This window comes from Methylophilus sp. 3sh_L, assembly GCF_046766015.1.
Lineage (GTDB): Bacteria > Pseudomonadota > Gammaproteobacteria > Burkholderiales > Methylophilaceae > Methylophilus.
Genome location: NZ_JBKOUF010000001.1, coordinates 834,711 through 859,352 on the forward strand (window position 1 = coordinate 834,711; position 24,642 = coordinate 859,352).

Genomic DNA, 24,642 nt, shown 5'->3' on the forward strand with positions numbered 1-24,642 from the left:
ATAATGCTCGTTTTTTCACCCTTACTCTCAAAGCCTATGGAAGCTGAACAACTCAATGCCATCGCTAACGCACTGAGCGACCTGACTCAACGTCACCATGCCCTACGGGGGTATCTTTGACTACGAAAACAAGTCGCAACGCTTAGCTGAAGTCAACGGCCTGCTCGAAGATCCTAAAGTCTGGGACGACGCTGAAAAAGCGCAAAAGCTGGGCAAGGAAAAACGCATGCTCGAAAACGTCGTTTCGACGCTGGATGAGGTCGCGCAAGCCTTGTCTGATAGCAGTGAGCTATTCGAGATGGCGCGCGAAGAAAATGACGATGACACGCTATTGAGCGTGGATGAAGACGTTAAAAAGGTTGAAAAAACCATTGCCGATATGGAGTTCAAGCGCATGTTTTCGCAACCGATGGATGCGAATAACTGTTTTATTGAATTCCAGTCAGGCAGTGGCGGTACCGAGGCGCAGGATTGGGCGGGCATGTTATTGCGCATGTATCTGCGCTATGTCGAACGCAAAGGCTTTACCGTAGAGGTGCTAGAAGAATCAGAAGGGGATATTGCCGGTATCAAGGGGGCTTCCATCAAGGTGAGTGGCGATTATGCCTTTGGCACGCTACGTACCGAAAGCGGCGTGCACCGTCTGGTGCGTAAATCCCCCTTTGATGCCAACGCCAAACGCCACACCAGTTTTGCCAGTGTGCAGGTGTTCCCCGAGGTGGATGATTCGATTGAAATTGAAATCAATCCGGCAGATCTGCGGATTGATACTTACCGCGCCAGTGGTGCCGGTGGCCAGCATATTAACAAAACCGACTCAGCGGTGCGGATTACCCACTTGCCGACCGGCGTGGTGGTGCAGTGCCAGAACGACCGCTCACAGCACCGCAACAAGGACGAAGCCATGAACATGTTGAAAGGCGCCTTGTATAACCTGGAATTGCAGAAGCGTAATGAGGAAAAACAGGCGCTCGAGGATGCGAAAACCGACATCGGCTGGGGCCACCAGATCCGTAGCTATGTACTGGACCAAAGCCGTATCAAGGATTTGCGTACCAACGTTGAAATCGGCAATACCCAAGGTGTGTTAGACGGCGATCTCGACCCGTTTATCATGGAAAGTTTGAAGCAGGGCCTGTAATCGATGTCGGAAGTCAGTGATGTAAACGCGTTTGAGGAGTTCCTCAAACCGGGCGTCTATGTGCAGGACATTGATGCTTTATTTCCCTTGTTACAGTCCTCGCACATTATTGATGTGCTGATTGGTCTGTTCCGCGGTGGCCGTGATGAAGTAATGATCCGGCTAGCCGTCATGCGTGAAATTGCCGCTAGGGCAGAGTTGCCAGAGTGGACGCCTGCGCAACTGCAAAACCATCTCTCCTTTATTGACGCTACCAAGCTGGAAACGGTATTGCACCGCTTGCGCAGCCATGACTTGCTGCAATGGGATGCAGACCGCCGTGTGTATCAGATTTCAGCGGCAGGCCGTATGGTATTGTCTGCCATCAGTGGCTTGCTGCGTTTTGGTGAGGCCGATGACGAGCTGGGCTACCTGATGTCGCAGGCCGCCGGTGGTAGCGCCGTTGGTGAGCTCAGTGCCGAACATCTGAGTCATGTGCTGGCAAAACTCACTGAGTACGAACATTTTTTCCAGGAGGCCATTGCCTCTGGTTCGGAGTTTAGGCTCAAGGCTGCTCAGGCCAGGTTAAGCAAGGCGCAGCCCTGGATTGAAAAAGCCACTGCGTTGATCAACACCATTTCTGAAAATGGCATGGACGATGCCGGTTGGCAGATTGTGCATAAAATTGCCAGCCAGCAGTCGCGCCTACTCAATATGGCTTCTGTCTTCCAGCGAGAACTGGCCAAGGTGGCCAGGCAGCGGGTCATGTTGTCGCAGGGCGGGCTCAGTTCTACCGAGTTGTCTGCCTGGTTGCAACAACGTAACGTCGACACCTTGGCGCAAATGGGCGCGCGTATGGCACTGACGCCAGAGCCGCTGTTTATGTTGCCGGACGTGATGCTGGATATTGCCGATGATGTGCTGGAACGTGAAGTGGCAGCACCCAAAGTTTCGATTATGCCGCCGGATGTCGAAGTCAGCCCTGCGCAAACCGAAGCGTTTTCATACCCGCCACAATTGGCAGACCTTACGCGCGTGCTGACACAACTTGAAGCAGATAGTGCTTTGCCGGATGTGGTGGTCGGAGGCGGCTTTGCCCAGGCGTCTTACCGGTATTCTTTGCTGACTTTCTTAGGTGAAAAGCATGAAGATGCCGATTTGAACGCGTTGGCAGAACAACCATTCCGCCTGGCTCATGTGCTGGATGCACCGTTGCAAGCGGTAAACCGAAACGAGGTGGCCGCCATGACCGCCGGACAACTGATTAAACAAACGCCAGCCAAGGAGGGTTAACCGCATGCTGCAAACAAGCGAACAACTGGCCGCCAGACTCATTGCTCACCGTTACTTACCACGCTCTGATGAAGCCATCAGGCGTGTGCTGTTCGATCTGGATTTTCGAGTATCGCTCGAGAACAATCTCAAAACATGTGGATTACGGTTACTGGATAATCCCTATGCCAGCCATGTGGCGGTAGGGCTACACCAGGATGCAGAACGTGCGGTCATGGATGATGGCCAGCAATGGTTGAGTAACAATATTGGTTTGCCCAAAGATACACTGGCATTGACGGTGGTGCTCTGGGCCTTGATCATCCTGCCCAAGCGTGAACGCCAGTTAGGGCGCGAAGCCGCGCTGGAAGCACAGGGTGAGCTATTCGGCACGCTGGTGAAAGCTGAGCCTTCTGAAGAGCTATCCCGCGGCATCCCCGAAAATGTCTTGCTTGAGGACTTTGGCAAGTTGCTCGGTGGCAAAGGCCGGATCAGTAATTTTGCCCTGCCACAATTGTCACGCCTTGGCCTGATAGAACGCCGGAACAAAATTATCTATGAAGGGCCTTTGCTGGACCTGGTGTTTGATTATGCTGAAATGGCGCCACGTATCATCCAGGGCGCGCTGGGCGACCTCATCCGTCAGCAGGCCCAAGCCGCTGGCGAGCGTAATACTTAAAATTAATGAACACACAGAAAGACGATCGATAAGATGTTCAGATTAAACCGACTGGAAGTTGTACATTGGGATTACTGGCAACGTTTTGTTGTGCCTTTGGATGCCTCCATCATTACCATCGTCGGGCCCAATGGCTCTGGCAAAACCACCTTGCTCGATGCCATGCGTACCTTGCTGGCACTGGAGTGTTCGGGTTCTGGCTCAGGCAAACGTGATTACAAGCGCTATGTGCGCCGCAACGGCGAAGATTTTTGCTGGTTACTGGGCGTGGTTGATAACAGCCGCCCCGTCGGTAGTAGCAAGCGTCCATTCGGCATTCCATTCATGCAGGACAAAATCACCCTGGCTTGCCACATTGAGAAAAAAGGCGGTGACTGGGTACGGCATTACTGGGTGGCTGATGGTGAAGTGGCGCTCAAGGACATGGCGCAACTTGGTCAGGAATTTGGCGTACGTGACTATCAGCGCTTGTTACATGAAGCCGGTCTGTCACCCGCGATTGCCCGCGTACTGTCTTTGGAGCAGGGCCAAACCGACAAGCTGTGTGAATACAAGCCGCGTGAATTGCTGGATCTGGTGTTTGATGTCTTTGGTGACAAAGAGATTCTGACACGCTATCAGGAGGCCAGGCAGCATCAGCGTGCGACTGATCAGGAGTTACAGTACACGCAAAACAACCTTAAGGCGCTGGAGCACAGCCTGCAAACACAAGAACAGCGTGTAAACCGTTACCTGGAGTGGCAACAACTGACTCAAGAGCAGGCCTTGCTGGTGGATGAAGTCAAACCGCGGCTGGAGTTTTACCAACTGCAGGAAGAAGCAGAGCGGGCAGCACGTAGCCTGGATGCAAACCGCAAGGAGCGCGAGGGCTTACAGGCAGATTTAACGGCCAAGACCAGTGAGCTGGATTATCACAAGACCCAAGCGGAACAGCTTCAGAGCCAGCAGCAGGCGACAAGACTGCATGAAGCGGACTTGAGCCAGCAAGTTAACCAGCTCAATAAGGAAGAGGGCAAGCTTGAAGCTTTGCTCGAGCAAAAGAAACAGCTGGAGGCTCAGGCGGCTTTAAGCGGCGATGTGGTTCAAGCAACCAGCGAGCTCGGACAACTGGAGCAACAGCGTACAGCTTTGCAAAACCGTTTGTGGACCAAGCAACAGCAACAGCAGCAATGGCAGCAGACCCTTGAGAACCTCAGTAGTGGCCGCCGCGCCGATCCGCATGAAGTGACTGAGTTCAGACAGGCGCTTAGCAAAGCCAATATTGCCCATGACACATTGGCTGATATTCTTGAAGTGACTGATGCCGGCTGGCAAACCGCTGTAGAGGCGGTGTTGGCACCGTTTGCCCATGTCATCATGCTGCATAGTGAAAAACACGCCGAGGCGGCATTCGCGCTGGGTGAGAGTCTTAAATACAGGCATCTGATTGTGCCGGAAAGACAACTTGCGGGCTTGCCACCTAAAGGCTCTTTACTGGAGGTGATTAAGCTCAAACAACCAGTCGCGCCCTGGATGCTGGCTATGCTGGAGCGCACACAGCGCGTTGAAGACACCGCTGCGGGGGTTGCTTTGCCCCGTGGTGAAGACTGGGTCACCCGCCAAGGCTATCTGCGCGAACGTCGAGGTGGCAGACACGCCGCACCGAGTGAGCCCCGATTCGGTAAAGCCAGGCTGGAAAGCTTGCGCCAAAACTTGCAGCAGATCGAAACTGAGATCAATCGCTTGCAGGACGAATTGCATCCTTTACGCCAGCAGATTCAAACACTGAAAAACGCATTGGCCGGGGTAGATGCTGCCTCACAATTGGCGGCAAGAGCCGAGCAATTTGCCAGTGTCGAGCGACAGTATGCTGACATTAAGGCACAGCGTCAGGCGGCCGGGGAAAAGTTGTATGAAGTGACGCAATTGAATGCGCAACTGGAGGAGCGTATCCGTGAGTCTATCCGTGCGCAAGAAAGCATACGCAACAAGATTGCCCAATTGCAAAAAGAAATACTAGAAAAAGAGAACCGCGAAGGCTGGGCTGAGCAAGAGCGCCGCCTGGAGCGTATCCGTCACGACCAGCAAAAACTGCCAGCAGCGTGGCAGGATCCCGTGGCTAACAAGCAACTGCTGGAAAAATGGGAGAGTCCCCGCCTGGTGGATATTCAAATCGAACAGATCGCCAAACGGCTTGAAACCCAAAGCTGGGAGACCGACCCTTATGTCATCGCTATGCGTGACAAGATGCAGGCAGATTACCTGGCGCAGAAAGAGGATGTGGAAAGCCGCGAGCGTGACAACCGTGCCGCACAAACGCAAACCGAACATGCGCGCGAGGCTTATATCGGCCGCTTGCGCTATTCGGTGAGCAAGTACAGCAAAAACCTCAAGGAACTGGCCAAAATGGCCGATGTGGATGTCGATTGCGCGCCGGTTGCCCTGGAAGCCGATGATTTGACGTTGGCGCAAGCAGGATTGGAAGTACGCTTCGGTTTTGATGACAAAGGCTTGTCAGGGATGAACGATGGCGATGCTTCCGGTGGCCAACAGGTGATGAAATCCCTGATTTTGCTGGTGGCGCTGATGATGGAAGAGACACGTCCGGGTGGCTTTGTCTTTATTGATGAGCCATTTGCGCACCTAGACATTTTCAACATCAAGCGTGTTGCCAGGTTCTTGCAGGCAACCAAGGCGCAATATTTGCTCACAACGCCCGTCACCCATAATGTAGACGTGTACGACCCTTCAATGTTGACGTTGGTGACGGCCAAGAAGCAAGCGAATGCTGGCTGGGCGCCACGGGTGGGGGTCTTGGTGCGGGAGCATTCATAGAGGTGTCCAGCTGAGGCTGGACGTCCCATCTTTTCCGATACAAACTGCTACATTACGATACACCGTTGCCGACTTGCCAAGTCTAGAATCCTGTTTGTGATCATTTCAAAAGGATACGGATATGGCTAGTATTCTCTGCACTGTTAGCGCGCAAATCACACAAAACATTTTTGCGCGTATCGATTTGGATCAATGTGGCTTTTTGGACCAGCAAGCCTTGCAGCGCGCACTCAATGACCTTAGCCAGGAGCAGGTACGCAGCCTGTTAAACAAGCTGGATCAGGATGGCGATGAACGTGTGTCACCATACGAACTTAACCTGGCGATCATTGACTGGTTGAGCCAGTCGCATTTACAAGCAAAATTGACCCCAGTCAGTCCTTTTTTTACCAGATTGGTCTGTGATTACGGGCCTACGCACTAACGCTTTATGCCGCACTTTACCTGCACGTCATAGCGTCACGTCATTTTTCTACTTGGCCGCAATATAGCCATTGCCCGTTGATGCGTTCGAACTGGCTATGTTCTGTCATGCTTGATTTTTTCTGCTTAGCGCTTTGATAGGTGGCAACAAAGTGCACCTCAGCATGGGTGTCGTCCCGCTGCTGATGCGCTAGAACTTCAAGTTTTAACCATTTGATGCCTTGCAAGTCTGCTTGCGTCAGGCTTTCAGGCCGGGTGTCTTGGTGCCAGGTTTCTAAAATATACTCAGGCATTTTAAGTGCATAGGCGCTGTAGCGTGCGCGCATCAGGCGCTCGGCGTCCGGAGCAGGTGTGCCTTGGTGTAAAGGCTGGCAACACGCCATATAGGTGTTTCCACTGTAACAAGGGCAGGCAGTTTTCAACTTGAAGGGTCCTGATAAAAAGTGCGTTTAGGTGTTGCAAATGGCGGGTTTGCAAGCTATTTTAAATGATGTAAATATGTTTACTCGTTTGAAAGAAGATTTTAAACTATCGCCCACTAAGGTGCCCTATGCAAATTTTTAATTTTCTTTCCGCAAACAAGCAACATACCTCTTGTTGCTTTCATGCGCTGCACGCGAATCTAGTCTCTCTGGCGGATGTTGTCATCCTTGATGGCCCGCAGTCCTGAATCTCCTTCGCTGTTTTATGTGTAAAAAACGGATTGTTTTAACCCAGCGCCTGATGAGTGCGCTTATCGGAAGGATCAATCCGGCCATCTGTCATCGGACTGACCAAGCAGGCACGCCAGCACGTCGAAGCGAAAAGCCTGTATGCGGGGGCTCATCTCTACAGACTTTCATGGCAACAATCTTGACCGCAGCCAGTTTAAGCGCATGTATGCACAACGAGATGCCGGTGTTGGATACCCCGGCACCAGCCAACTGGCGCCAAGCTACTTCCGCAGCGATGACAGACCAGGCACAACCTCGTCCAGACTGGTGGCTGGTATTTCATGATCCGTTGTTGAATCAACTGATGCAAACGGCGTTAAAGCAGAATCTGACTATGCAGCAGGCGAGTGAACGCATTCGTTATGCACGTTCGCTGCAGGCGCATGAGTTGGCGACTGAAAAACCACAACTCAGTATCTATGCCGGCCCCAATAGCCTTTCGCGCATGCTGGCAGTGGGCAATAGCTCCTCCGGTCAATCGCGCCATGCCGCGTCCGGGGCATTTTTGGCTGGCTTTGACCTGATTTGGGAACTGCCTATCTTTGGCCAGGGGAGTGGGCAGCGGCAAATCACGCAGGCTGATTTACAAATTGCAGAGGCGGATGTCTCCAGCAAACAATTGTCATTAACGGCTGAATTGGTCCGCGTGTACGCGGAGTTGGAAGCGGCTGTCCAGCGTGAAAAGCAGTTGGCACTCGCCGAAGCGGGATACGCCAACTTGCAGACACTCGCGAATAAAGGCGTGAGCGGTGGCTTTACCTCGCCCGAAGTGGCTGAGTCGTTTATGGCGGAAATACAGGGCGCCCAGCGCATGCGCAGGCAAAACCGCCTGAATCAGGAAATGGCCTTGCAAAGACTGGCTGTGCTTAGTGGCCAAGCGGAACCCGCTGAGGCTTGGTTGACAGAATTACAGTCACGTCCGGCAGGCAAGCTTGCCGAGGATGTGCAATCCATAGCGCTACCCATGCGCGTCCCTGCAGAGATTATCCGCCAGCGTCCAGATATCAAAATGGCCGAGTCACAGGTATTGAAAGCAACCGGGGCGTTGGGGATCGCCAAATCCGACCTGTATCCTAAATTATCTATTGAGGGCGCTCTGATGGTGGCCGGGCGGGTAACGGGTGAAAGCCTGAGCCACACCGGATCCTTGACCTATATTGCCCCTTCTATCAATATTCCCGTGCTGGATTGGGGATTAAGACGGGAAGTGGTGAATCAGCGCGAGTCGCAACTTCGGGAAGCCTTGCTGGCTTATAAAGAAGCAGTGTTGCTGGCGATCGAAGAAACAGAAAATGCCTTGGTTAATTTTAATGAAAGCCGGGCGCAGTTACTGGCGGACGAGCAGGCATTGAGCCGGTGGCAGACACAGTCTGCCAAGTTACAACGGGCGGTGGATGCCGGCTATCTGAGCAAGATGGATGTATTCAAGCAGGATATGCGCAACCAGCAGACCTTATTACAATATATTGACGCCAAACAGGCCTGGATGAGGGGGTATGCGTATGCAAATAAAGCGCTCTCCGGGACGGGTAGTCTGAATCCTGATCAACAGGCCACTGAAAACACACAATAAGGCACGAATGAACAAACGGCTACAAGATCAATTGCCCCTGTTTTTGCGCACACGCATGGCGTTCGCCATTTTGCTGGTGACCGTTATATTAATGGTCTGGCACTTTAGTACGCACTCAGAATCTGCCAAGCCCGCTAATGCGGCATTGACAGTCACTGCACTGACGGTGGAAAGCAAAGACCTGGATTCGACCCTGGAGTTGTTCGGTAAAGTGGTGGCGCAAGAGCAAGTGCCTGTGTATGCCGATATGATGCAGGGCCGGATTACGCAGGTACTGGTGGATGAAGGTGATCATGTCAAAGCCGGGCAGCAACTTGCAGTGGTGGATACGCAATTGGCAAAAGTGCAGCGCGTGCAGTCACTTGCCAGCAAGCAGCGGGCGATTGTGGCGTTTAGTGAGGCGGAGGCAGCCCTGGATGAAGCCAAGAAGAACCTTGACCAGGCACGTACTGAACGCATTCGTGGCGAAAAAGTGGCTGAGGATGGGCTGATTTCCAAAGAGGTTCTGGAACAGCGTGTCCAGGCAGAGCAAGCGGCAGAAACGAAAGTCAATACGGCACGTAACCATTTAAGAATGGCCTTATCTGACTTGCTGTCGGCCAATGCCCAGGTGGACGAAGCTGATTTAAAAATCAAACAGGCGGAACTGGTTGCTCCAGTCTCTGGACTGGTGATCCAGAAGAATGCGGTGGTGGGGCAATTGCTCAGCCAAACCAATCAGGCCCAGTTTTTATTGGCGAAAGATGGCACGCTGGAGATAGAGATTGAAACCAGTGCTGAGCTGGCTGCCTCGTTAAAAAACGGAATGCCGGTACGGGTGAAGCTCAATGATGCCGAGCGCAGTTATCCTGGCCATATCCGCAAAAAGGGGATCATGGTGCGGGATGAAAACCAGATGCTACATATAAAAGTAGCGCTGGCAAAAATGCCTGCCCTGATGCCGGGACAAGCGGCCAGTGTATTGGTCACGCTGCCGCAACGTAACGCCATCCGTGTGCCGGATAGCGCGATTGCGGTAGAAGGCGACCAGTATTATGTGTATACCGTTGAGCAAGGCTATGCCAAACGCGTTCATGTCCGCATCGGGCAGCGGCTGGATGGGCAGGTGGAAATTTTGTCAGGCATTGGTCCTGGCATGCAGATTATTGATCAGTTTGCAGGGTTTATCCGTGAAGGTGAGCCAGTTAACCTCATTGCGGCAACACATTAAGTGAAATTAAAACTCTCTTCCTGGGCGATTGCCAATCCCTTGCTGATTGCGTTGGCGACCTTAATCTTACTCATTTGGGGGGCTGACTGCTTTCATCGCTTGCCTGTAAATGGCATGCCTACGGTCAGAATCCCGGTGGTTTCGGTGTCGGTTGCGTTACCAGGGGCATCGTCTTCAACGATTGAGCGCCAGGTTACTATCCCGGTCGAAAACGCTGTCGCCAATATCCCCAACATCAAGCATGTCACCTCTTATATCGAAAACGGGGTTTCGGTCACACAGATTGAGTTCCGTTATGGCACCAATATCCGCACGGTGTTATCTCTGGTGCGCGAAAAAGTGGCCGGCCTGCGCCGTCAATGGCCAAATGACGTGGGTGAGCCACTGATCCAGCAGTCCGAGGATGACAATACGCCCTTGATGACGTATGCCTTTCAATCCGTCAAGCTGTCGCTGCCTGTGCTGACTCAGCACGTAGACAAGGAGCTGGTCAGTGCCTTAATGGCGATCGAAGGGGTAGAAAAGATTGAGCGCCAAGGCGGATATGACCGTGAAATCCACATCGAGCTCTTACCTGAAAAACTTTATGCGCTAGGCGTCAGTGCTGCGACGGTCAGTAAGCAGATTCAGGCTTTTATTGCGCAGGCACCTGCAGGCCAGTTTAGTCTCGGCAGCAAGCAGACCTCTTTGCGTGTGCAGGGCGACCCACAGTCGGTTGATGGCTTGGCAAACCTGCAAATTGCCGTGGGAGAGCATCGGTATGCGACGCTCGCTAGTTTAGGCAATATTCTGGATACTTATAAACAGGCACAGCAATTAACTCGGCTCAATCGCCAGCCAGCCATCGGCATTGCCATTTATAGAACGGCAAAAGCAGATGAGTTGAAAGTCGCCGAGGCGATAGAGCAGGCGATAAAGCAGTGGCAGCAGACACAGCCCTCAATCCAGGCTGAGCAAGTGCAGACCCAGATCGACTTTACTAAAAAGACCTATTTTTCTGCCTTGATGTCGTTTTTGGAAGGGGTGTTGTTGGCAGGGCTCGTCGTCTATGCATTTTTACGCTCCAGCCGCGCCACCCTGATTGCAGCCGTGGCCATTCCTTTATCTGTGATCCCGACCTTTATTGTCATGCATTGGCTGGGCTTTTCATTAAACCTGGTCAGCATGCTTGCGCTTTCGCTGGTGTCCGGCGTATTGGTCGATGACGCCATTGTCGAGATTGAAAACATTATCCGCCATATGGAAACCGGGCAAGCGCCTTATCCAGCGGCGATGCGGGCGGCTGATGAAATCGGCCTGGCCGTGATTGCCACCAGTTTTGCCATTATTGCCGTCTTTGTCCCGGTGAGTTTTATGGGCGGATTGGTGGGTCAGTATTTCATTCAATTCGGCATCACGGTGGCCACAGCCACTTTCTTCTCCTTATTGGTAGCGCGATTCATCACGCCGGTCATGGCCGCTTATTTTTTAAAGCCGACACCGACCATGGTATCGCAAGGGCGTTGGTACCATTTTTATCAACGCTGGTTGGAAAAGTCATTCAAGCATAGACGGATCAGCCTGTTGCTGGTGGGGCTGTTACTGCTGTTATCGGCCAGTTTGATCTTGATCCTGCCTGCAGACTTTATGCCGCAAGAAGACAAAGCCTATTTTATGTTGCAGGTGGAGTTGCCTGCTGAGGCACAGTTAAAACAAACGGATGCCGCCATTGAGCAGGTGACGGAAACCTTGTTGAGCAAGCCCGGCGTCAGCAGTGTTTATTCATGGATAGGCGGCCGTGATGCCGAGACCATGGTGGCAGGACAGGTCAATCGTGCCACGCTCATTGTCAAGCTGGTCGCGCGGGCACAACGTGACATGAGTGTCGAGCAGTTTAAGGCACAGGCATTATATGATCTGCGCCGTGTGCCCAATGTAAGATTGAGCGCGTTGAATGAGAATGGCAGCAAGGCATTTGGGTTAGTATTAACCGGCAATGACTCGCAGCATTTGTACCATACTGCGTTGGCACTGGAACACGATATGCGCAAACTGCCAGCCTTTTCTAATGTGTTGTCGACTGTGCCTGCGATTAAAAGCAATATGGTGGTGACACCCAAGCCGCATGAAGCGGCGCTGCTGGGAGTGAGCACCAGTGCGATTGCCGAAGAGTTGCAGATTGCTTTGAAAGGCGGCAGTGAAGAGCTATTGGCCCATGTATTGCTGGATAATCAAACGGTGCCTGTCCGCTCTACTGTGAGAATCCCTGAACAGTCTGCACTGGCCTTTTTACGCCAGTTGCCAGTTACAACCAATACCCAGCAAATTGTTCCCTTGGATGCCGCAGCTAATTTGGCATTCGTGCATGACTATGCCAGTATCACGCGCTATGACCGCATGCCACAAATCGTTATTTCTGCTGATTTGAATGGGATTTCGTTGGGGGATGCGATGCAGACGGTACGGCAATTGCCGACCCTGCAGCATTTGCCTGCGGGAATTAGCATTAGCGAAACCGGAGATTCTGAAATGCTCAGCGAGATGTTCAGTACCTTTAGTGTAGCGATGCTCAGTGGCTTGCTGCTGGTGTGGATGGTGCTGGTGCTGCTGTTCAGAAGGCTTTTGCAGCCGTTTACGATTATGATGGCCTTACCTTTATCAGTCTGTGGCGCATTATTGGCGCTGGCGCTCACCCATCAGGCACTTTCTCTGCCTGCGGTGATTGGCATCCTGATGTTGATGGGGATTGTCGGTAAAAATGGCATCCTGATTGTCGATGCCATTATTGAGTGCCGTAGCGCAGGCTTCTCTAGATATGAGGCGATGATTGCTGCCTGCCAGCAGCGTAGCCGCCCGATTATCATGACCACGATTGCCATGATCGCGGGTATGCTGCCTGTGATCATCGGTGCCGGGGCAGGGACTGGTTTCCGGACACCAATGGCTTATGCCCTGATTGGCGGGCTGGTGACCTCCACACTGCTCAGCCTGATTGTGGTGCCGTTGATCTATACACTGATGGATGATGCGGAGCAATGGGCGAAAAGAAACAGCACGCATCCGCACCTACCAAAGTAAAAAATCAATCGAATTAAAAAAACGCCTCGTCAGCTAAGCTAAACGGGGCAGTAGGGATTCATTCAAACTGGACTAGGCGATTTCACGCGTTTCCATAAACTGGATATCTGGGTAGCGCTCTTGTGCCATTTGCAGGTTGACGCGGTTAGGGGCCAAGTATACATAATCATCCGCGCTATCCAGGCCGACATTAAAGCCATATTTATCCGCAATCGCTTTCAAGTCCGCATCTGAGCCTTTGAGCCAGCGCGCGGTGTAGCAATCATAAGGCTCAAACACCATATCGACGCCATATTCGTGTTCCAGGCGGTGTGCCACCACATCAAACTGCAGCATACCGACGGCGCCCAAGATCAAGTCATTTGAAAGCAAGGGGCGGAACAGTTGCGCCGCGCCTTCTTCAGATAATTGTTTGAGGCCGATTTGCAATTGCTTCATCTTCATCGGGTTTTTAATGCGGGCGCGGCGGAAAAACTCTGGCGCAAACGATGGAATACCGATGAATTTAAGCGCTTCGTTCTCGGTAAACGTATCGCCCAGTTTGATGGTGCCGTGGTTGGGGATGCCGATAATGTCACCCGAGTAAGCTTCATCCATGATGGTGCGGTCTTGCGCCATAAAGGTGATGGCGTTGTTGACGTTGAGCATCTTGCCCGACGCCACCTGCTTGATTTTCATGCCACGCTCAAAACGGCCCGAGCACACGCGTAAGAAGGCAATGCGGTCGCGGTGTTTGGGGTCCATATTGGCCTGGATCTTGAACACAAATCCGGCAAACTTTTCTTCGTTAGCCGCCACGACGCGTGTGGCCGTATTGCGCGATTGCGGCGGCGGCGATAAGTCGACCACGGCATCCAGCAAGGATTGCACCCCAAAGTTGTTGACCGCAGAGCCAAAGAAAACAGGGGTTTGCTTGCCGCTTAAATAGCGTTCTTTATTGAATTCGTTTGAGGCGCCCCGTACCAGTTCGATATCTACGCGCAATTCTTCAGCCTGGTAGCCGATGAGTTCGTCCAGGCGTGGGTTATTGATCCCCTGTATGGTTTCGGAGGTGCCTTTTTCCGCACGCGGATCAAAAAATAGGATGCTGTCATTCACCAGACTGTAGACGCCGCGGAAGGTTTTGCCCATGCCAATCGGCCAAGTCATCGGTGCGCATTCCATGCCCAATGTCGTTTCGATCTCGTCTAGCAGCTCAATGGGCGCGCGGCTTTCGCGGTCCAGCTTGTTGATAAAGGTGATGATGGGCGTGTCACGCATGCGGCACACATTCAGCAGCTTGATGGTTTGTGCTTCCACGCCATTGACTGAGTCAATCACCATCACCGCAGAGTCTACGGCGGTCAGGGTACGATAAGTATCTTCCGAGAAGTCATCGTGGCCGGGGGTATCCAGCAAATTCACCATGTGTTCACGATAGGGAAACTGCATCACAGATGAGGTGACGGAGATGCCACGCTGCTTTTCCAGCTCCATCCAGTCCGAGGTGGCATGACGGGCCGCTTTACGGCCACGTACTTCACCGGCGACCTGGATCGCGCCACCAAACCACAGCAGTTTTTCGGTCAGGGTGGTTTTACCCGCATCCGGGTGCGAAATAATGGCAAAGGTACGGCGGCGTTCGACTTCTTGCTGCAAACTGGACATGAAAAAATAGCGCTTTGGAAAAAAGCGCTATTTTAACCTAATCAACAACTTGGCCGGATTATTTTCGCATGAGGAAAATAGCCACAGCGGCGAAAATAATCAGGATAATCAACCCTTCCATCGTCAGTACAAGGTCAATTAACGGCCTGTTTCAACTGCTCGAGGATGGCCGGATTATCCAGGGTCGAAATATCAGAGGTAATCTCTTCCCCTTTGGCCAGGCTACGCAATAAACGGCGCATGATCTTGCCGGAACGTGTCTTGGGCAGGTTGTCACCAAAACGGATTTCATCAGGCTTGGCAATCGGGCCAATTTCTTTACCCACCCAGTCACGCAATTCAGCCACGATTTTCTTGGCTTCTTCGCCTTCAGGGCGCTTGCCTTTCAGCACCACATAAGCCACGACAGACTCACCCTTGATCGGATGCGGTTTGCCAACGACCGCTGACTCGGCGACCAGGTGGTTGGCAACCAGGGCAGACTCGATTTCCATAGTACCCAGACGGTGCCCGGACACGTTCAGAACATCGTCAATCCGGCCCATGATGGTGAAGTTGCCGGTATCGGCATCACGCACGGCGCCATCACCCGCCAGGTAGAGGTTTCCGCCCAACTCAGCTGGGAAATAACTGGCTTTGTAGCGTTCTGGGTCGTTATAAATGGTACGTATCATGGAAGGCCAAGGTTTTTTGATCACCAGCAGGCCACCATTGCCCCAGCCAATTTCTTTACCAGTTTCGTCAACCACGTCAATATCAATGCCGGGGAAGGGCAGGGTGCAAGAGCCTGGCACCAGTGGGGTCGCGCCTGGCAGTGGCGTAATCACGTGGCCGCCGGTTTCGGTTTGCCAGAAGGTATCCACAATCGGGCAGCGGTTGCCGCCTACTTGTTCGTAATACCACATCCAGGCTTCAGGGTTGATTGGCTCACCCACTGTGCCCAATAAGCGCAAGCTCGCTAAATCAAAGTGGTTGGGATGGGTCGTAAAATCGGTCTCACCGGCTTTAATCAATGAACGGATCGCCGTAGGCGCGGTATAAAACACGCTGACTTTGTGACGCTGGATCATTTCCCAGAAGCGCCCCGCATTCGGGTAGGTTGGGATGCCTTCAAATACGATTTGTGTTGCCCCCATGGCGAGCGGGCCATAAGTCACATAGCTATGACCGGTGATCCAGCCCACATCGGCCGTACACCAGTAAATATCCTCCGGTTTGATATCAAAGGTCCAGCGCATGGTGTTCATCGCATGCAGCAGGTAACCTGCCGAGCTATGTTGTACGCCTTTAGGTTTGCCGGTAGAGCCTGAGGTGTAGAGCAGGAAAAGTGGATGTTCAGCTTCCACCATGACGGGTTCGCAAGTGTCGGCCTGACCCGCAATCAGGTCATGCCACCAGACACATTTGTTGTCCCAAGCCACTTCCATGCCGGTTTTCTTGAACACGACCATATGGCGGATACTGTCACAGCCGCCCATGGCAATGCCTTCATCCACCGCTTGCTTGAGCGGCAGGGTTTTACCGCCACGGTATTGACCATCTGAAGTAATCACCGCCACTGCACCGGCGTCGATAATGCGCTCATTCAAGCTCTTGGCTGAAAAACCACCAAACACCACCGAGTGGATAATGCCCAGGCGTGCACAGGCCTGCATGGCAACAATGGCTTCTACGCCCATCGGCAGGTAGATAATGACGCGGTCGCCTTTGGTCAGATTGAGCGATTTTAAGCCATTCGCAAACTGGCACACCTGATGATAGAGTTCCTGATAGGTGACTGTGCGGACATCGCCGTTATCAGCCTCAAAAATAATGGCTGTTTTATTCGGGATGGTTTGCAGGTGTTTGTCCAGGCAGTTTGCAGAAACATTCAGCTCGCCATCTTCAAACCACTTGTAAAAAGGGGCGTTATCCTGATTCAGCGTCTTGGTAAACGGCTTGTGCCAGATCAATAACTCGCGTGCCAGTTTGGCCCAGAATCCTTCATAATCTTGCGCCGCTTCCTGGCACAGGCGTTGGTATTGCTCCATGCTACCGATTGCGGCCTGGCTGGAAAAGTCCTTGCCCGGCGCAAATACGCGGTGTTCATGAAGTACAGATTCGATAGACATAGCGTCCCCCAAAAATCAATGTCAAAAAATGAAAGTGTGAGCGAACCTCAGGTGTTATTATTTTGGTTCTGATTGACAAACTCTCCGAGCACACATCCGTTACTAGAGCCTCAGCCCATGCAACAGCTTGCCCAAATTCTAACAGAAAAGCAGGTCGCGTCTACAGAGGCCGCCTATTTGCTGCATGCGGCAGCTTGTAGCCCTTTTTTTGCCAGATTCGTTACAAAACATTCAGATTTTATAACTGATCTGTTAGATAACTTATATAAGACATATAAGACTCAGGATGTTGAAAGTCTGTTTTTAATTGAAAAAAATAGTGAAGAATCTGTTTTTCTGCAACAAATCCGGCTGATCCGTCAGCGTTTGTTAGCGCATTTGATCGTCCGTGACCTGAATGGCCTGGCGGATTTTGCGGAAGTCGTCGAAACCACAAGCGCGCTGGCAGAGTCTGCCATCGCAGCCGCGGCATCTTTCTACCACGCACGCCTTGCTAACATGTATGGGGAACCACGCTCGGCTCACGGTGAGGCGCAGCAATTGATTGTGGTTGGGATGGGCAAACTGGGCGGACGGGAGTTGAATGTTTCTTCTGACATAGACCTGATTTTTGCGTATGAAGAAGAAGGTTGTACCGATGGGGAAAAGTCGATCAGCAACCAAGATTTTTTTACGCGTTTAGGTAAAAAGGTCATTGTTGCGCTGGATGAGGTCACAGCAGAAGGGTTTGTCTTCCGCGTCGATATGCGTTTGCGGCCTTTTGGCTCAGAAGGGGCATTGGTCTGCAACCTCGATGCGCTAGAGGATTACTATCAGAATTATGGCCGTGAGTGGGAGCGTTACGCCTGGATTAAAGGCCGGGTCGTCCATGGCCCAGAAGCGGCGCTGACCAAACTGATCAAGCCGTTTGTGTTCCGCAAGTATTTGGATTTTAATGCCTATGCCTCCATGCGCGACCTCAAGTTGCAAATACAACGCGATGTGGTGCAACGTAAACTCTCAGACAACATTAAGCTGGGCCGCGGCGGCATCCGCGAGGTGGAGTTTATTGCGCAGTTGTTCCAGTTAATCCGGGGCGGCCAAGTCCCGGATTTACAAATCAAGCCAACGCTGGCGGTTTTGGATTGTCTGGCCGAGCGTCACATGTTGCCCTTGGAAGATGTCGCTGCGCTCAAGCAGAGTTATATTTATCTGCGCAACCTTGAGCACCGCCTGATGTATATCGATGACCAGCAAACCCAGGATTTGCCCGCATCTGAGACTTACCGTAATTATCTGCTGCGTATGCTCAAACACGCTGACTGGACCAGCTTTATCGCCGAGCTCAATATGCATAGAGACCGGGTGCAACGTTTTTTTGACGCAACCTTTAAAGATGAACAGCAGCAGGATTTGCAACAGGAAACCGCTCTTTGGCAAGGGACGCTGAGTGCCATTGACAGTGAGCAATGGTTGTCTGCGCAAGGCTATACCCGTGGGTGCGATATCGTGCATTTGCTGCAGCAAACCCGGAACAGCCAGCGCATCCAGCAATTGCCAGAGCAAAGCCGACGGCGCCTGGATCAGCTCATGCCCTTGCTGTTGCGGGAAGCCGCACAGCAGCAAAGCACCACCCCAGATACTGCGCTGATTCGCACGCTGGATTTATTGGAGAGTATTTGCCGCCGCGCCAGCTACCTGGCCTTGCTGGCGGAGTTTCCGGATGCGCTGTCTCTGGTTGTCAAGTTGTGTGCGGCCAGCCCGTGGATTGCCCAGTATGTTTCTGCGCATCCTATTTTGCTGGATGAATTGCTCAATAAGCAGACCTTGTTCAAGCGTCTGGATGCGAAGCAGCTCAAAGCTGAGCTGATGAAACAGATGCAAGCATTGCAGGGTGATGTCGAAGCACAAATGGATGCCATACGGCATTTCAAGCATGCCAGTGTGCTTAAGATTGCTGCCCAGGATGTCATGACGGCGCTGTCGCTGGAAGCAATTTCGGATGACTTGAGTGCGCTGGCTGACCTGATCCTGCAAGTCAGCTTGCAAACCGTGTGGCAAAACCTGGCGATTAAGCACCGCCAAGAGCCACAGTTTGCCGTGATTGGATACGGCAAGTTGGGTGGCAAGGAACTAGGCTATCTCTCTGATCTGGATATTATTTTTCTGTATGACGATACGGCAGAGCAGGCCCCGGAAGTCTATGCGCGCTTTGCCCAGCGCCTGAATACCTGGTTTAACACATTGACCAATGCTGGTTTGCTCTACGAGACTGACTTGCAGTTGCGCCCGGATGGCAATAGCGGTTTATTGGTCAGTAGCGTGCAGGCTTTCAGGGACTATCAGCAGCATAAAGCCTGGGTATGGGAGCATCAAGCCTTGACGCGTGCGCGGTTTGTGGCGGGCAGTGCCGAGATTGGCGCGGTATTTGAGCAAGTGCGGCGGGAAATCATCCATCAAAGCCGCGATGCCAGCCAGCTTAAGCACGACATCGTGCAGATGCGTGAAAAAATGCGCGTAGCACATAAGCCCAAGGCGGGCCGCTTCGATATCAAACAAGGGCCTGGTGGCATTATTGATGTCGAGTTTATGGTGCAGTATCTGGTGTTGTTACACGGCCCCGCCTATCCTGAACTGGCTGATAATATTGGCAATATCGGCTTGCTGGAGCGCTGTGCGAGTTTGGGGATGATTGCTTCTGCAGACTTGGCCGAGCAAGTGGCGGCGGCTTACCGCGAATACCGCACACTGATCCATCACACCAAATTGCAAGGACAGGAAGCCATCGTCGACGATACTGAATTGTTGCCTCAGCGGACTGCGGTTAAGAGGCTTTGGCAACAGTTATTAGGCTAACCGACTAAGCTATCTTTTATTTACCACTATCACTATCCAATTATTCACCACTGTTCCATGCTTGTTGATTCTTGGTTAGCTGGTCCTTTGTTTGCTCGTTATTGGCTTGCTCATCTGTGGCTGGTTGCCATTGGCTGTTATAGCAGATGACGCGGTTACGCCCGGTTTGTTTGGCTTGGTAGAGGGCCAGGTCTGCATGCTTATACAGCAGTTCATACGCATAGATGGTCTCTTTTGCGCAAGAAATGCCAATGCTAATGGTGGTGCTGAATTCATGCCCGCCTTGCGGTGTAAAGAAGCGTAGTTCAGCGATGGAGGTGCGGATGCGCTCAGCAATCACACGGGCTTCTTCCGGCGTCGTGGCGGGTAATACTACCGCGAATTCTTCCCCGCCCAGTCTGCCTAGCAAATCTTTGTCACGTATGGTGTTTTCAATGGCCCGTGAGCAGGCAATCAGGACTAAATCGCCTTGCGGATGGCCGTAAGAGTCATTGATGACTTTAAAGAAATCAATATCCAGCATCAAAAAGCATAGAGGCTCCCCGGCATGGTCTGCCTGCTGCAGAATGGCTTTGGCACGGTTATAAAACGAGTGGCGGTTGGGGATCTGCGTCAGGCTATCTATGGTCGCTTCTTTTTCCGCTTTGTCTTTAGCGCGCTGCAATTCCCGCGTTCTCACTTTTACCTGGTCTTCCAGTGAGTGATTCAGGCGCTGCATCTCGTTGCGGTATTGCTGCAAGCTGCCAGACATGCTTTTAAACATCCTGGCCAGTTTGCCGATTTCGTTTTCCAGCTTAAATGGCAGCGGCAACGTGTGATGCGTAATTTTTTCATATTGCTGTTCTTCAATTGCATTGGATGCCGCCATAAACGCCTCCAGTGGCTGAATGACTTTTTTCTTCATCACCAGGTATAGCATGATCAGCTCGATGACGAGTGCCAACAGGCTGACAATCAGGATAAATCTGGCGGCATTCATGGAAGGGGATGAGAGCAAGGTTTTGGGGTAGACCGTCACAAACCACCAGCCTGGGCCTTCAATTTTTGTCGCTGCTAAAAACGCATCATCGCCCTCAATAATAAAATCAGTGTCCTGATTGGTTTTGATATGTTGGCCGAGTGCCTGAAACTGCGCATTTAAATAGGCATCTTTTAAATCCGGAATCATCAGCATGCCGTGTGCACGGTTCATTTCAGTGACTTTAGCCGGATGCGCAATCAAACGGCCATCTTCGCGGAAGATAAAGTTGTAGGTGCCTGACAGGTGGTCTTTAAAGACACGGTCAAACAAGGCGTTGAGTAAAATGTCATGGCCGACATTGAGGGTATTCTTCTCTGAAATATCAATCGGTGTCTCTAGTGACACCATCCATTCATTGGCTGTGGGATCAAAGTAAAGACCCGTCCATACACTTTTACGGCCTGGATTGCGCTGACGGGTGGTGATATATACCCACTCTTCGGTGAGGACATTCAGCTTGCTGCTGGCATTATCCGCCCAACGTTTGCCTGGCCAGTACACGATATTGACATTTTCAGGCATGGAGACATACAGGTTGGCGAACTGCCGGGTCCAGGCGGTGCCGAAGTGGTCAACCATGACATAAGATAACAGCAGTTTTTTTCTGAAATCGCTGTCAGCGAGCGGTGCCTTGGCACCAATATAGGCGGTGACATCTTTGCTGATCAGGCCTGATTGATTATAAAAGCCGTCATAGGCTTTTTTTTGCAAATGGATGGTCTGGTCTGGCATGCGTTTAAACACTTGCCAAAAGAAGCGGTCATTGTAGAAAAAATCTTGTTTCCAATGTGCCAGAAAGGTGGATTTGAAAATCTGGTGGTTGGACTCGGCCAGCTGAAAGACTGCGCTCTCACGTTGACCACGTTCCTGGATGTAATGCTCCAGGCCATCAATGGTAGATGCAACCAGGGTTTTGTAGATGTGCCAGTAAGTGAGCGCGCTGACAACAATAATGACGATGCTGACTCTCAGCGCCATCTGCAACATGACATCCAGGGTCAAGGATTGTTTGTAATTAAGCAGGCGCTTCATGACGATAGCCCGGTAGCGTTGCTAAAAAATAATGCCCAGGCTGAATGCAAATTCAGAAAAATGACCGCTAGTTTATTGCCGTTGTGCATCATCACTCTATTTGTTGCTATTGTTTATTTTTATTTCCACCGCTTATTGACCAGTGGATTCACAGTGCTGGGATTAACATACACCTGCTGCAAGTTGGAAGCAATCACAACATGCGCTTAAGTGATGATTAAAAATAAAGTGATGATGTTTGCCATGCGCTATTGAGGCGGCGCATGAGGCCGTTAGCAGCCCCAGCGCAAGCCAGCCGTATGCACGGGGCTGTCCCAGTGCTGCAAGATTTCCTCATCCAGCAGGCAAACTGTCAGCGAGGCACCGGCCATATCGATCGCCGTCGTATAGTTTCCTACCAGACTGCGTGCAATGGTGTAGCCATGGTCCGACAGTTGCTTCGCGGCCGTATGGTAAATCAGATACAACTCCATCAGCGGAGTGGCGCCCAGGCCGTTTACCAACAACAGGATATCGCCTTTTTCGGGGAGCTGTTTGGCTTGAATATCATGCACAATTGCGGCGACCATGTCGGTGACGATGGCGTCAGCCTCACGCATGGCTTCGCGGCGGCGGCCTGGTTCGCCATGGATACCTACGCCCATTTCAATCTCTGTGTCAGTGATATCAAAGGTTGGTCTGCCAGCCGCAGGGACGGTACAACTGGTGAGAGCGACGCCGATGCTAGAAGTGCGCAAATTGATTTTATCGCCGAGTGCTTTGCAAGCGGCAAGATCCGCGCCACTTTCAGCCAGGCTGCCGACGCATTTTTCGACAATGACGGTGCCGGCCACGCCGCGGCGGCCAGAGGTGTGCGTGCTGTTTACAACGGCGCAGTCATCTGAAGTTAACACCGTAGCATGTTCAAATGGCAGCATTTCAGCCGCCATTTCAAAGTTCATCACATCGCCTGCATAATTTTTGACGATAAACAGCACGCCTTTACCCGCATGCACCGCTTCAGCGGCAGCCAGCATCTGGTCTGGGGTGGGTGAAGTGAATACTTGGCCAGGGCAGGCTGCATCAAGCATGCCACTGCCGACATAACCCGCGTGCAAGGGTTCATGACCAGAGCCGCCGCCAGAAATCAGGGCGACTTTGTTTTGAGCTTTCTGCTTTCGGCTGACGAAGGTCGGTTCAAACTGTACTTCGAGCAGTTCATGATGTGCGCTGGCAAAGCCTGCGAGGCTTTCAGTCAGCATCTGGTCAACCTGGTTGATAAATTTTTTCATTGTTCGCTCCGTCATTAAAACTGTGTATAACTGGCTAACCTAAGCCTGACGCCCAGTGTGCTTAGAGGGGGCAGCTTGCTCAGCAATGCCCTTAGCCGGCAAGCACGAGGTCGCACACTGCATGAATCATGACCTGGCAGCTTTTTGCACCCGCATCGAGATGACCAATGGCGCGCTCGCCCAGCCCAGCCGCGCGACCTTTGGTGGCTAGCATATTGCGTGTGGACTCCAGACCTTCACTGGCTGTCTTTTTTAGAGAGGCTGCAATTTCCGGACGGGTCTGGCCTTGTTCTGCCATGTGCTTAAAGGTCTGGGCGACTGGGACCAACACATCCAGCATGGTTTTTTCACCGGCTTGGGCTTTTCCCCGCTGCATAATGGCCTGTACCCCAGCGTCAAATGCGATGGCAAGGTCATTGATGCTGATTGTTTCACTGGTTTTAAGCGATTTGCCCATGGCCATAAAGAAGCTTGCAAATAGCGGCCCGGATGCCCCGCCTATGGTGCTCAGCAATTTCATGCCAATTTTATTCAGCGCATCAGGAGCATCTAGGCCATTGAGCTCGCTTGCCAGGCCTGCAATCGCTTCACAGCCACGCTTCATATTAATGTAGTGGTCGCCATCGCCAATTTCGCGGTCCAGGCATTCGATATCCGCTTCATGCGCAACAATTGCCTCGCGTATCGCCGAGGCATAACGATTGATAGAGTGAGTATCCATAATCTTTGTCTGTCAGTGAGAAAGTCTGAAGGTGCATGTTACTCACAGCTATCGGGCTCGGCAAGCTGGCTGGCGGAGGCGTCAGTGATTTTGAATAACAGGGTAGTCGTTTTGCAGACAAGCGTTTAAAATAGCGCCGCTGTCCTCGTGGTGAAACAGGATATCACCAGCCCCTCCTAAGGGCTAGTTTCAGGTTCGAGTCCTGACGGGGACGCCAGCTTAGCTGAAAATGCTTAAGTGCTTGATAGTATTCGAATTAAGCGCTATAATTTTGGATTGACTTTTTCGTCAAACCCTTGCTTGCAATCACATTGGGTGCCGTTAAATACGGTGTTTTTGATTACAAGTTTATGAATAACCCTTTGAATGGAAAGATAAAATTATGTCCGTGACTATGCGTCAAATGTTGGAGGCTGGTGTTCACTTTGGCCACCAAACCCGTTACTGGAACCCAAAAATGGCAGAGTTCATTTTTGGCGATCGTAACAAAATTCATATTGTTAACCTGGAAAAAACCCTGCCACTGTTCGAAGAAGCGCAAAAGTATGTGCGTACTTTGGCAGCCAATAAAGGCCGTATTCTGTTCGTGGGCACCAAGCGTCAAGCCCGTGACATCGTAAAAGAAGAAGCGCAGCGCGCGGGTTGTGCATACGTGAACCATCGTTGGTTGGGTGGTATGCTGACTAACTTCAAAACCGTTAAGCAATCTATCAAGCGTTTGCAAGACTTTGAAGCCATGATGATTGATGGCAGCATCGACAAGTTCGGCAAAAAAGAAGCGTTGGGCATCAAGCGTGAAATCGAAAAACTCGAGCGTTCCATCGGTGGTATTAAAGAGATGGGTGGCTTGCCAGATGCGATTTTTGTGATCGACGTGGGCCATGAAAGCGGTGCTGTGACTGAAGCACGTAAACTGGGTATCCCTGTGATTGGTATCGTTGATACCAATAACTCACCAGACGGCATCACTTATGTGATCCCTGGTAACGATGACTCTTCACGCGCAATCCGCTTGTACGCGCGTGGCATGGCTGATGCCGTGTTGGAAGGCCGTGCAAACGCGATTTCTGAAATCGTGAAAGCTGCTCAAGAAGAAGTTGCTCCTGCTGCTGAGGCAGTTGCGGAGTAATTCCTGGTAGCGAG

Annotated in this window: 16 protein-coding genes and 1 tRNA gene; 11 read left to right on the plus strand and 6 right to left on the minus strand. The window is 51.9% G+C overall.

Going from position 1 to position 24,642, the window contains the following annotated elements; translation table 11 throughout:
• Positions 1–36: 36 nt before the first annotated feature.
• The 5 genes from prfB to ACIDF8_RS04290 all read left to right on the plus strand — a co-directional run bounded on the left by prfB (position 37) and on the right by ACIDF8_RS04290 (position 6,309).
• A protein-coding gene (gene prfB, locus ACIDF8_RS04270) for a peptide chain release factor 2 (RefSeq protein ID WP_412009351.1) occupies positions 37–1,141 on the plus strand; the annotation gives its coding sequence in 2 pieces (ribosomal slippage) (positions 37–117 and positions 119–1,141; 1,104 coding nt in all).
• 3 nt (positions 1,142–1,144) lie between these two features.
• Positions 1,145–2,413 carry a hypothetical protein gene (locus tag ACIDF8_RS04275; RefSeq protein ID WP_412009352.1) on the plus strand — a complete coding sequence of 423 codons (1,269 nt, stop codon included), beginning with the start codon at positions 1,145–1,147 and terminating at the stop codon, positions 2,411–2,413.
• A gap of 4 nt (positions 2,414–2,417) precedes the next feature.
• Positions 2,418–3,071, plus strand: a complete 654-nt coding sequence (locus ACIDF8_RS04280; protein WP_412009353.1) for a hypothetical protein — start codon at positions 2,418–2,420, stop codon at positions 3,069–3,071.
• 33 nt (positions 3,072–3,104) lie between these two features.
• Positions 3,105–5,885: an ATP-binding protein gene (locus ACIDF8_RS04285; protein WP_412009354.1), complete on the plus strand. Its 2,781-nt coding sequence runs from the start codon at positions 3,105–3,107 to the stop codon at positions 5,883–5,885.
• Positions 5,886–6,006: 121 nt separating this feature from the next.
• Positions 6,007–6,309, plus strand: a complete 303-nt coding sequence (locus ACIDF8_RS04290; RefSeq protein WP_412009355.1) for an EF-hand domain-containing protein — start codon at positions 6,007–6,009, stop codon at positions 6,307–6,309.
• 40 nt (positions 6,310–6,349) lie between these two features.
• On the opposite strand, the gene ACIDF8_RS04295 is transcribed toward ACIDF8_RS04290, so the two are convergent.
• Positions 6,350–6,691, minus strand: coding sequence for a YchJ family protein (locus tag ACIDF8_RS04295; protein WP_412009356.1), 342 nt, complete (start codon positions 6,689–6,691; stop codon positions 6,350–6,352).
• A gap of 457 nt (positions 6,692–7,148) precedes the next feature.
• Here ACIDF8_RS04295 and ACIDF8_RS04300 point away from each other — a divergent pair, with 457 nt between their 5' ends.
• From ACIDF8_RS04300 to ACIDF8_RS04310, 3 genes are read left to right on the plus strand one after another with little or no spacing between them, the layout of a single operon-like run.
• Positions 7,149–8,594, plus strand: a complete 1,446-nt coding sequence (locus ACIDF8_RS04300) for a TolC family protein (protein WP_412009357.1) — start codon at positions 7,149–7,151, stop codon at positions 8,592–8,594.
• 7 nt (positions 8,595–8,601) lie between these two features.
• Complete coding sequence (locus ACIDF8_RS04305) at positions 8,602–9,804, plus strand: efflux RND transporter periplasmic adaptor subunit (RefSeq protein ID WP_412009358.1); 1,203 nt, start codon at positions 8,602–8,604, stop codon at positions 9,802–9,804.
• A complete protein-coding gene (locus ACIDF8_RS04310; RefSeq protein WP_412009359.1) occupies positions 9,805–12,861 on the plus strand; it encodes an efflux RND transporter permease subunit in 3,057 nt (1,018 codons plus the stop codon).
• A 72-nt stretch (positions 12,862–12,933) separates the two neighbouring features.
• Here the strand turns inward: ACIDF8_RS04310 and ACIDF8_RS04315 are convergent, their stop codons facing one another.
• Positions 12,934–14,508 carry a peptide chain release factor 3 gene (locus tag ACIDF8_RS04315; protein WP_412009360.1) on the minus strand — a complete coding sequence of 525 codons (1,575 nt, stop codon included), beginning with the start codon at positions 14,506–14,508 and terminating at the stop codon, positions 12,934–12,936.
• 134 nt (positions 14,509–14,642) lie between these two features.
• Entirely contained in the window at positions 14,643–16,619 is a 1,977-nt protein-coding gene (gene acs / locus ACIDF8_RS04320) for an acetate--CoA ligase (RefSeq protein WP_412009361.1), read from the minus strand.
• Between the two features lie 117 nt (positions 16,620–16,736).
• On the opposite strand from acs, the gene glnE reads away from it, so the two are divergent.
• Positions 16,737–19,454: a bifunctional [glutamate--ammonia ligase]-adenylyl-L-tyrosine phosphorylase/[glutamate--ammonia-ligase] adenylyltransferase gene (gene glnE / locus ACIDF8_RS04325; protein WP_412009362.1), complete on the plus strand. Its 2,718-nt coding sequence runs from the start codon at positions 16,737–16,739 to the stop codon at positions 19,452–19,454.
• Between the two features lie 40 nt (positions 19,455–19,494).
• On the opposite strand, the gene ACIDF8_RS04330 is transcribed toward glnE, so the two are convergent.
• The 3 genes from ACIDF8_RS04330 to dhaL all read right to left on the minus strand — a co-directional run bounded on the left by ACIDF8_RS04330 (position 19,495) and on the right by dhaL (position 23,499).
• Positions 19,495–21,507 (minus strand): diguanylate cyclase domain-containing protein, encoded by a 2,013-nt coding sequence (locus ACIDF8_RS04330; RefSeq protein WP_412009363.1) that lies wholly within the window; start codon positions 21,505–21,507, stop codon positions 19,495–19,497.
• Between the two features lie 272 nt (positions 21,508–21,779).
• Positions 21,780–22,778 carry a dihydroxyacetone kinase subunit DhaK gene (dhaK, locus tag ACIDF8_RS04335; RefSeq protein ID WP_412009364.1) on the minus strand — a complete coding sequence of 333 codons (999 nt, stop codon included), beginning with the start codon at positions 22,776–22,778 and terminating at the stop codon, positions 21,780–21,782.
• Between the two features lie 91 nt (positions 22,779–22,869).
• Positions 22,870–23,499: a dihydroxyacetone kinase subunit DhaL gene (gene dhaL / locus ACIDF8_RS04340; protein ID WP_412009365.1), complete on the minus strand. Its 630-nt coding sequence runs from the start codon at positions 23,497–23,499 to the stop codon at positions 22,870–22,872.
• A 141-nt stretch (positions 23,500–23,640) separates the two neighbouring features.
• Between dhaL and ACIDF8_RS04345 the strand changes: the two genes are divergently transcribed.
• Both ACIDF8_RS04345 and rpsB read left to right on the plus strand, forming a co-directional pair.
• Positions 23,641–23,716, plus strand: a tRNA-Arg gene (locus ACIDF8_RS04345).
• Between the two features lie 165 nt (positions 23,717–23,881).
• Positions 23,882–24,628, plus strand: coding sequence for a 30S ribosomal protein S2 (rpsB, locus tag ACIDF8_RS04350; RefSeq protein ID WP_412009366.1), 747 nt, complete (start codon positions 23,882–23,884; stop codon positions 24,626–24,628).
• Positions 24,629–24,642 lie beyond the last annotated feature (14 nt).

Excerpts from the sequence above, each read along its gene's own strand:
- ACIDF8_RS04275 (WP_412009352.1), top strand. The coding sequence starts at position 1,145 with ATGTCGGAAGTCAGTGATGTAAACGCGTTTGAGGAGTTCCTCAAACCG.
- ACIDF8_RS04280 (WP_412009353.1), top strand. The coding sequence starts at position 2,418 with ATGCTGCAAACAAGCGAACAACTGGCCGCCAGACTCATTGCTCACCGT.
- ACIDF8_RS04285 (WP_412009354.1), top strand. The coding sequence starts at position 3,105 with ATGTTCAGATTAAACCGACTGGAAGTTGTACATTGGGATTACTGGCAA.
- ACIDF8_RS04290 (WP_412009355.1), top strand. The coding sequence starts at position 6,007 with ATGGCTAGTATTCTCTGCACTGTTAGCGCGCAAATCACACAAAACATT.
- ACIDF8_RS04295 (WP_412009356.1), bottom strand. The coding sequence starts at position 6,691 with ATGGCGTGTTGCCAGCCTTTACACCAAGGCACACCTGCTCCGGACGCC.
- ACIDF8_RS04300 (WP_412009357.1), top strand. The coding sequence starts at position 7,149 with ATGGCAACAATCTTGACCGCAGCCAGTTTAAGCGCATGTATGCACAAC.
- ACIDF8_RS04305 (WP_412009358.1), top strand. The coding sequence starts at position 8,602 with ATGAACAAACGGCTACAAGATCAATTGCCCCTGTTTTTGCGCACACGC.
- ACIDF8_RS04315 (WP_412009360.1), bottom strand. The coding sequence starts at position 14,508 with ATGTCCAGTTTGCAGCAAGAAGTCGAACGCCGCCGTACCTTTGCCATT.
- acs (WP_412009361.1), bottom strand. The coding sequence starts at position 16,619 with ATGTCTATCGAATCTGTACTTCATGAACACCGCGTATTTGCGCCGGGC.
- glnE (WP_412009362.1), top strand. The coding sequence starts at position 16,737 with ATGCAACAGCTTGCCCAAATTCTAACAGAAAAGCAGGTCGCGTCTACA.
- ACIDF8_RS04330 (WP_412009363.1), bottom strand. The coding sequence starts at position 21,507 with ATGAAGCGCCTGCTTAATTACAAACAATCCTTGACCCTGGATGTCATG.
- dhaK (WP_412009364.1), bottom strand. The coding sequence starts at position 22,778 with ATGAAAAAATTTATCAACCAGGTTGACCAGATGCTGACTGAAAGCCTC.
- dhaL (WP_412009365.1), bottom strand. The coding sequence starts at position 23,499 with ATGGATACTCACTCTATCAATCGTTATGCCTCGGCGATACGCGAGGCA.
- rpsB (WP_412009366.1), top strand. The coding sequence starts at position 23,882 with ATGTCCGTGACTATGCGTCAAATGTTGGAGGCTGGTGTTCACTTTGGC.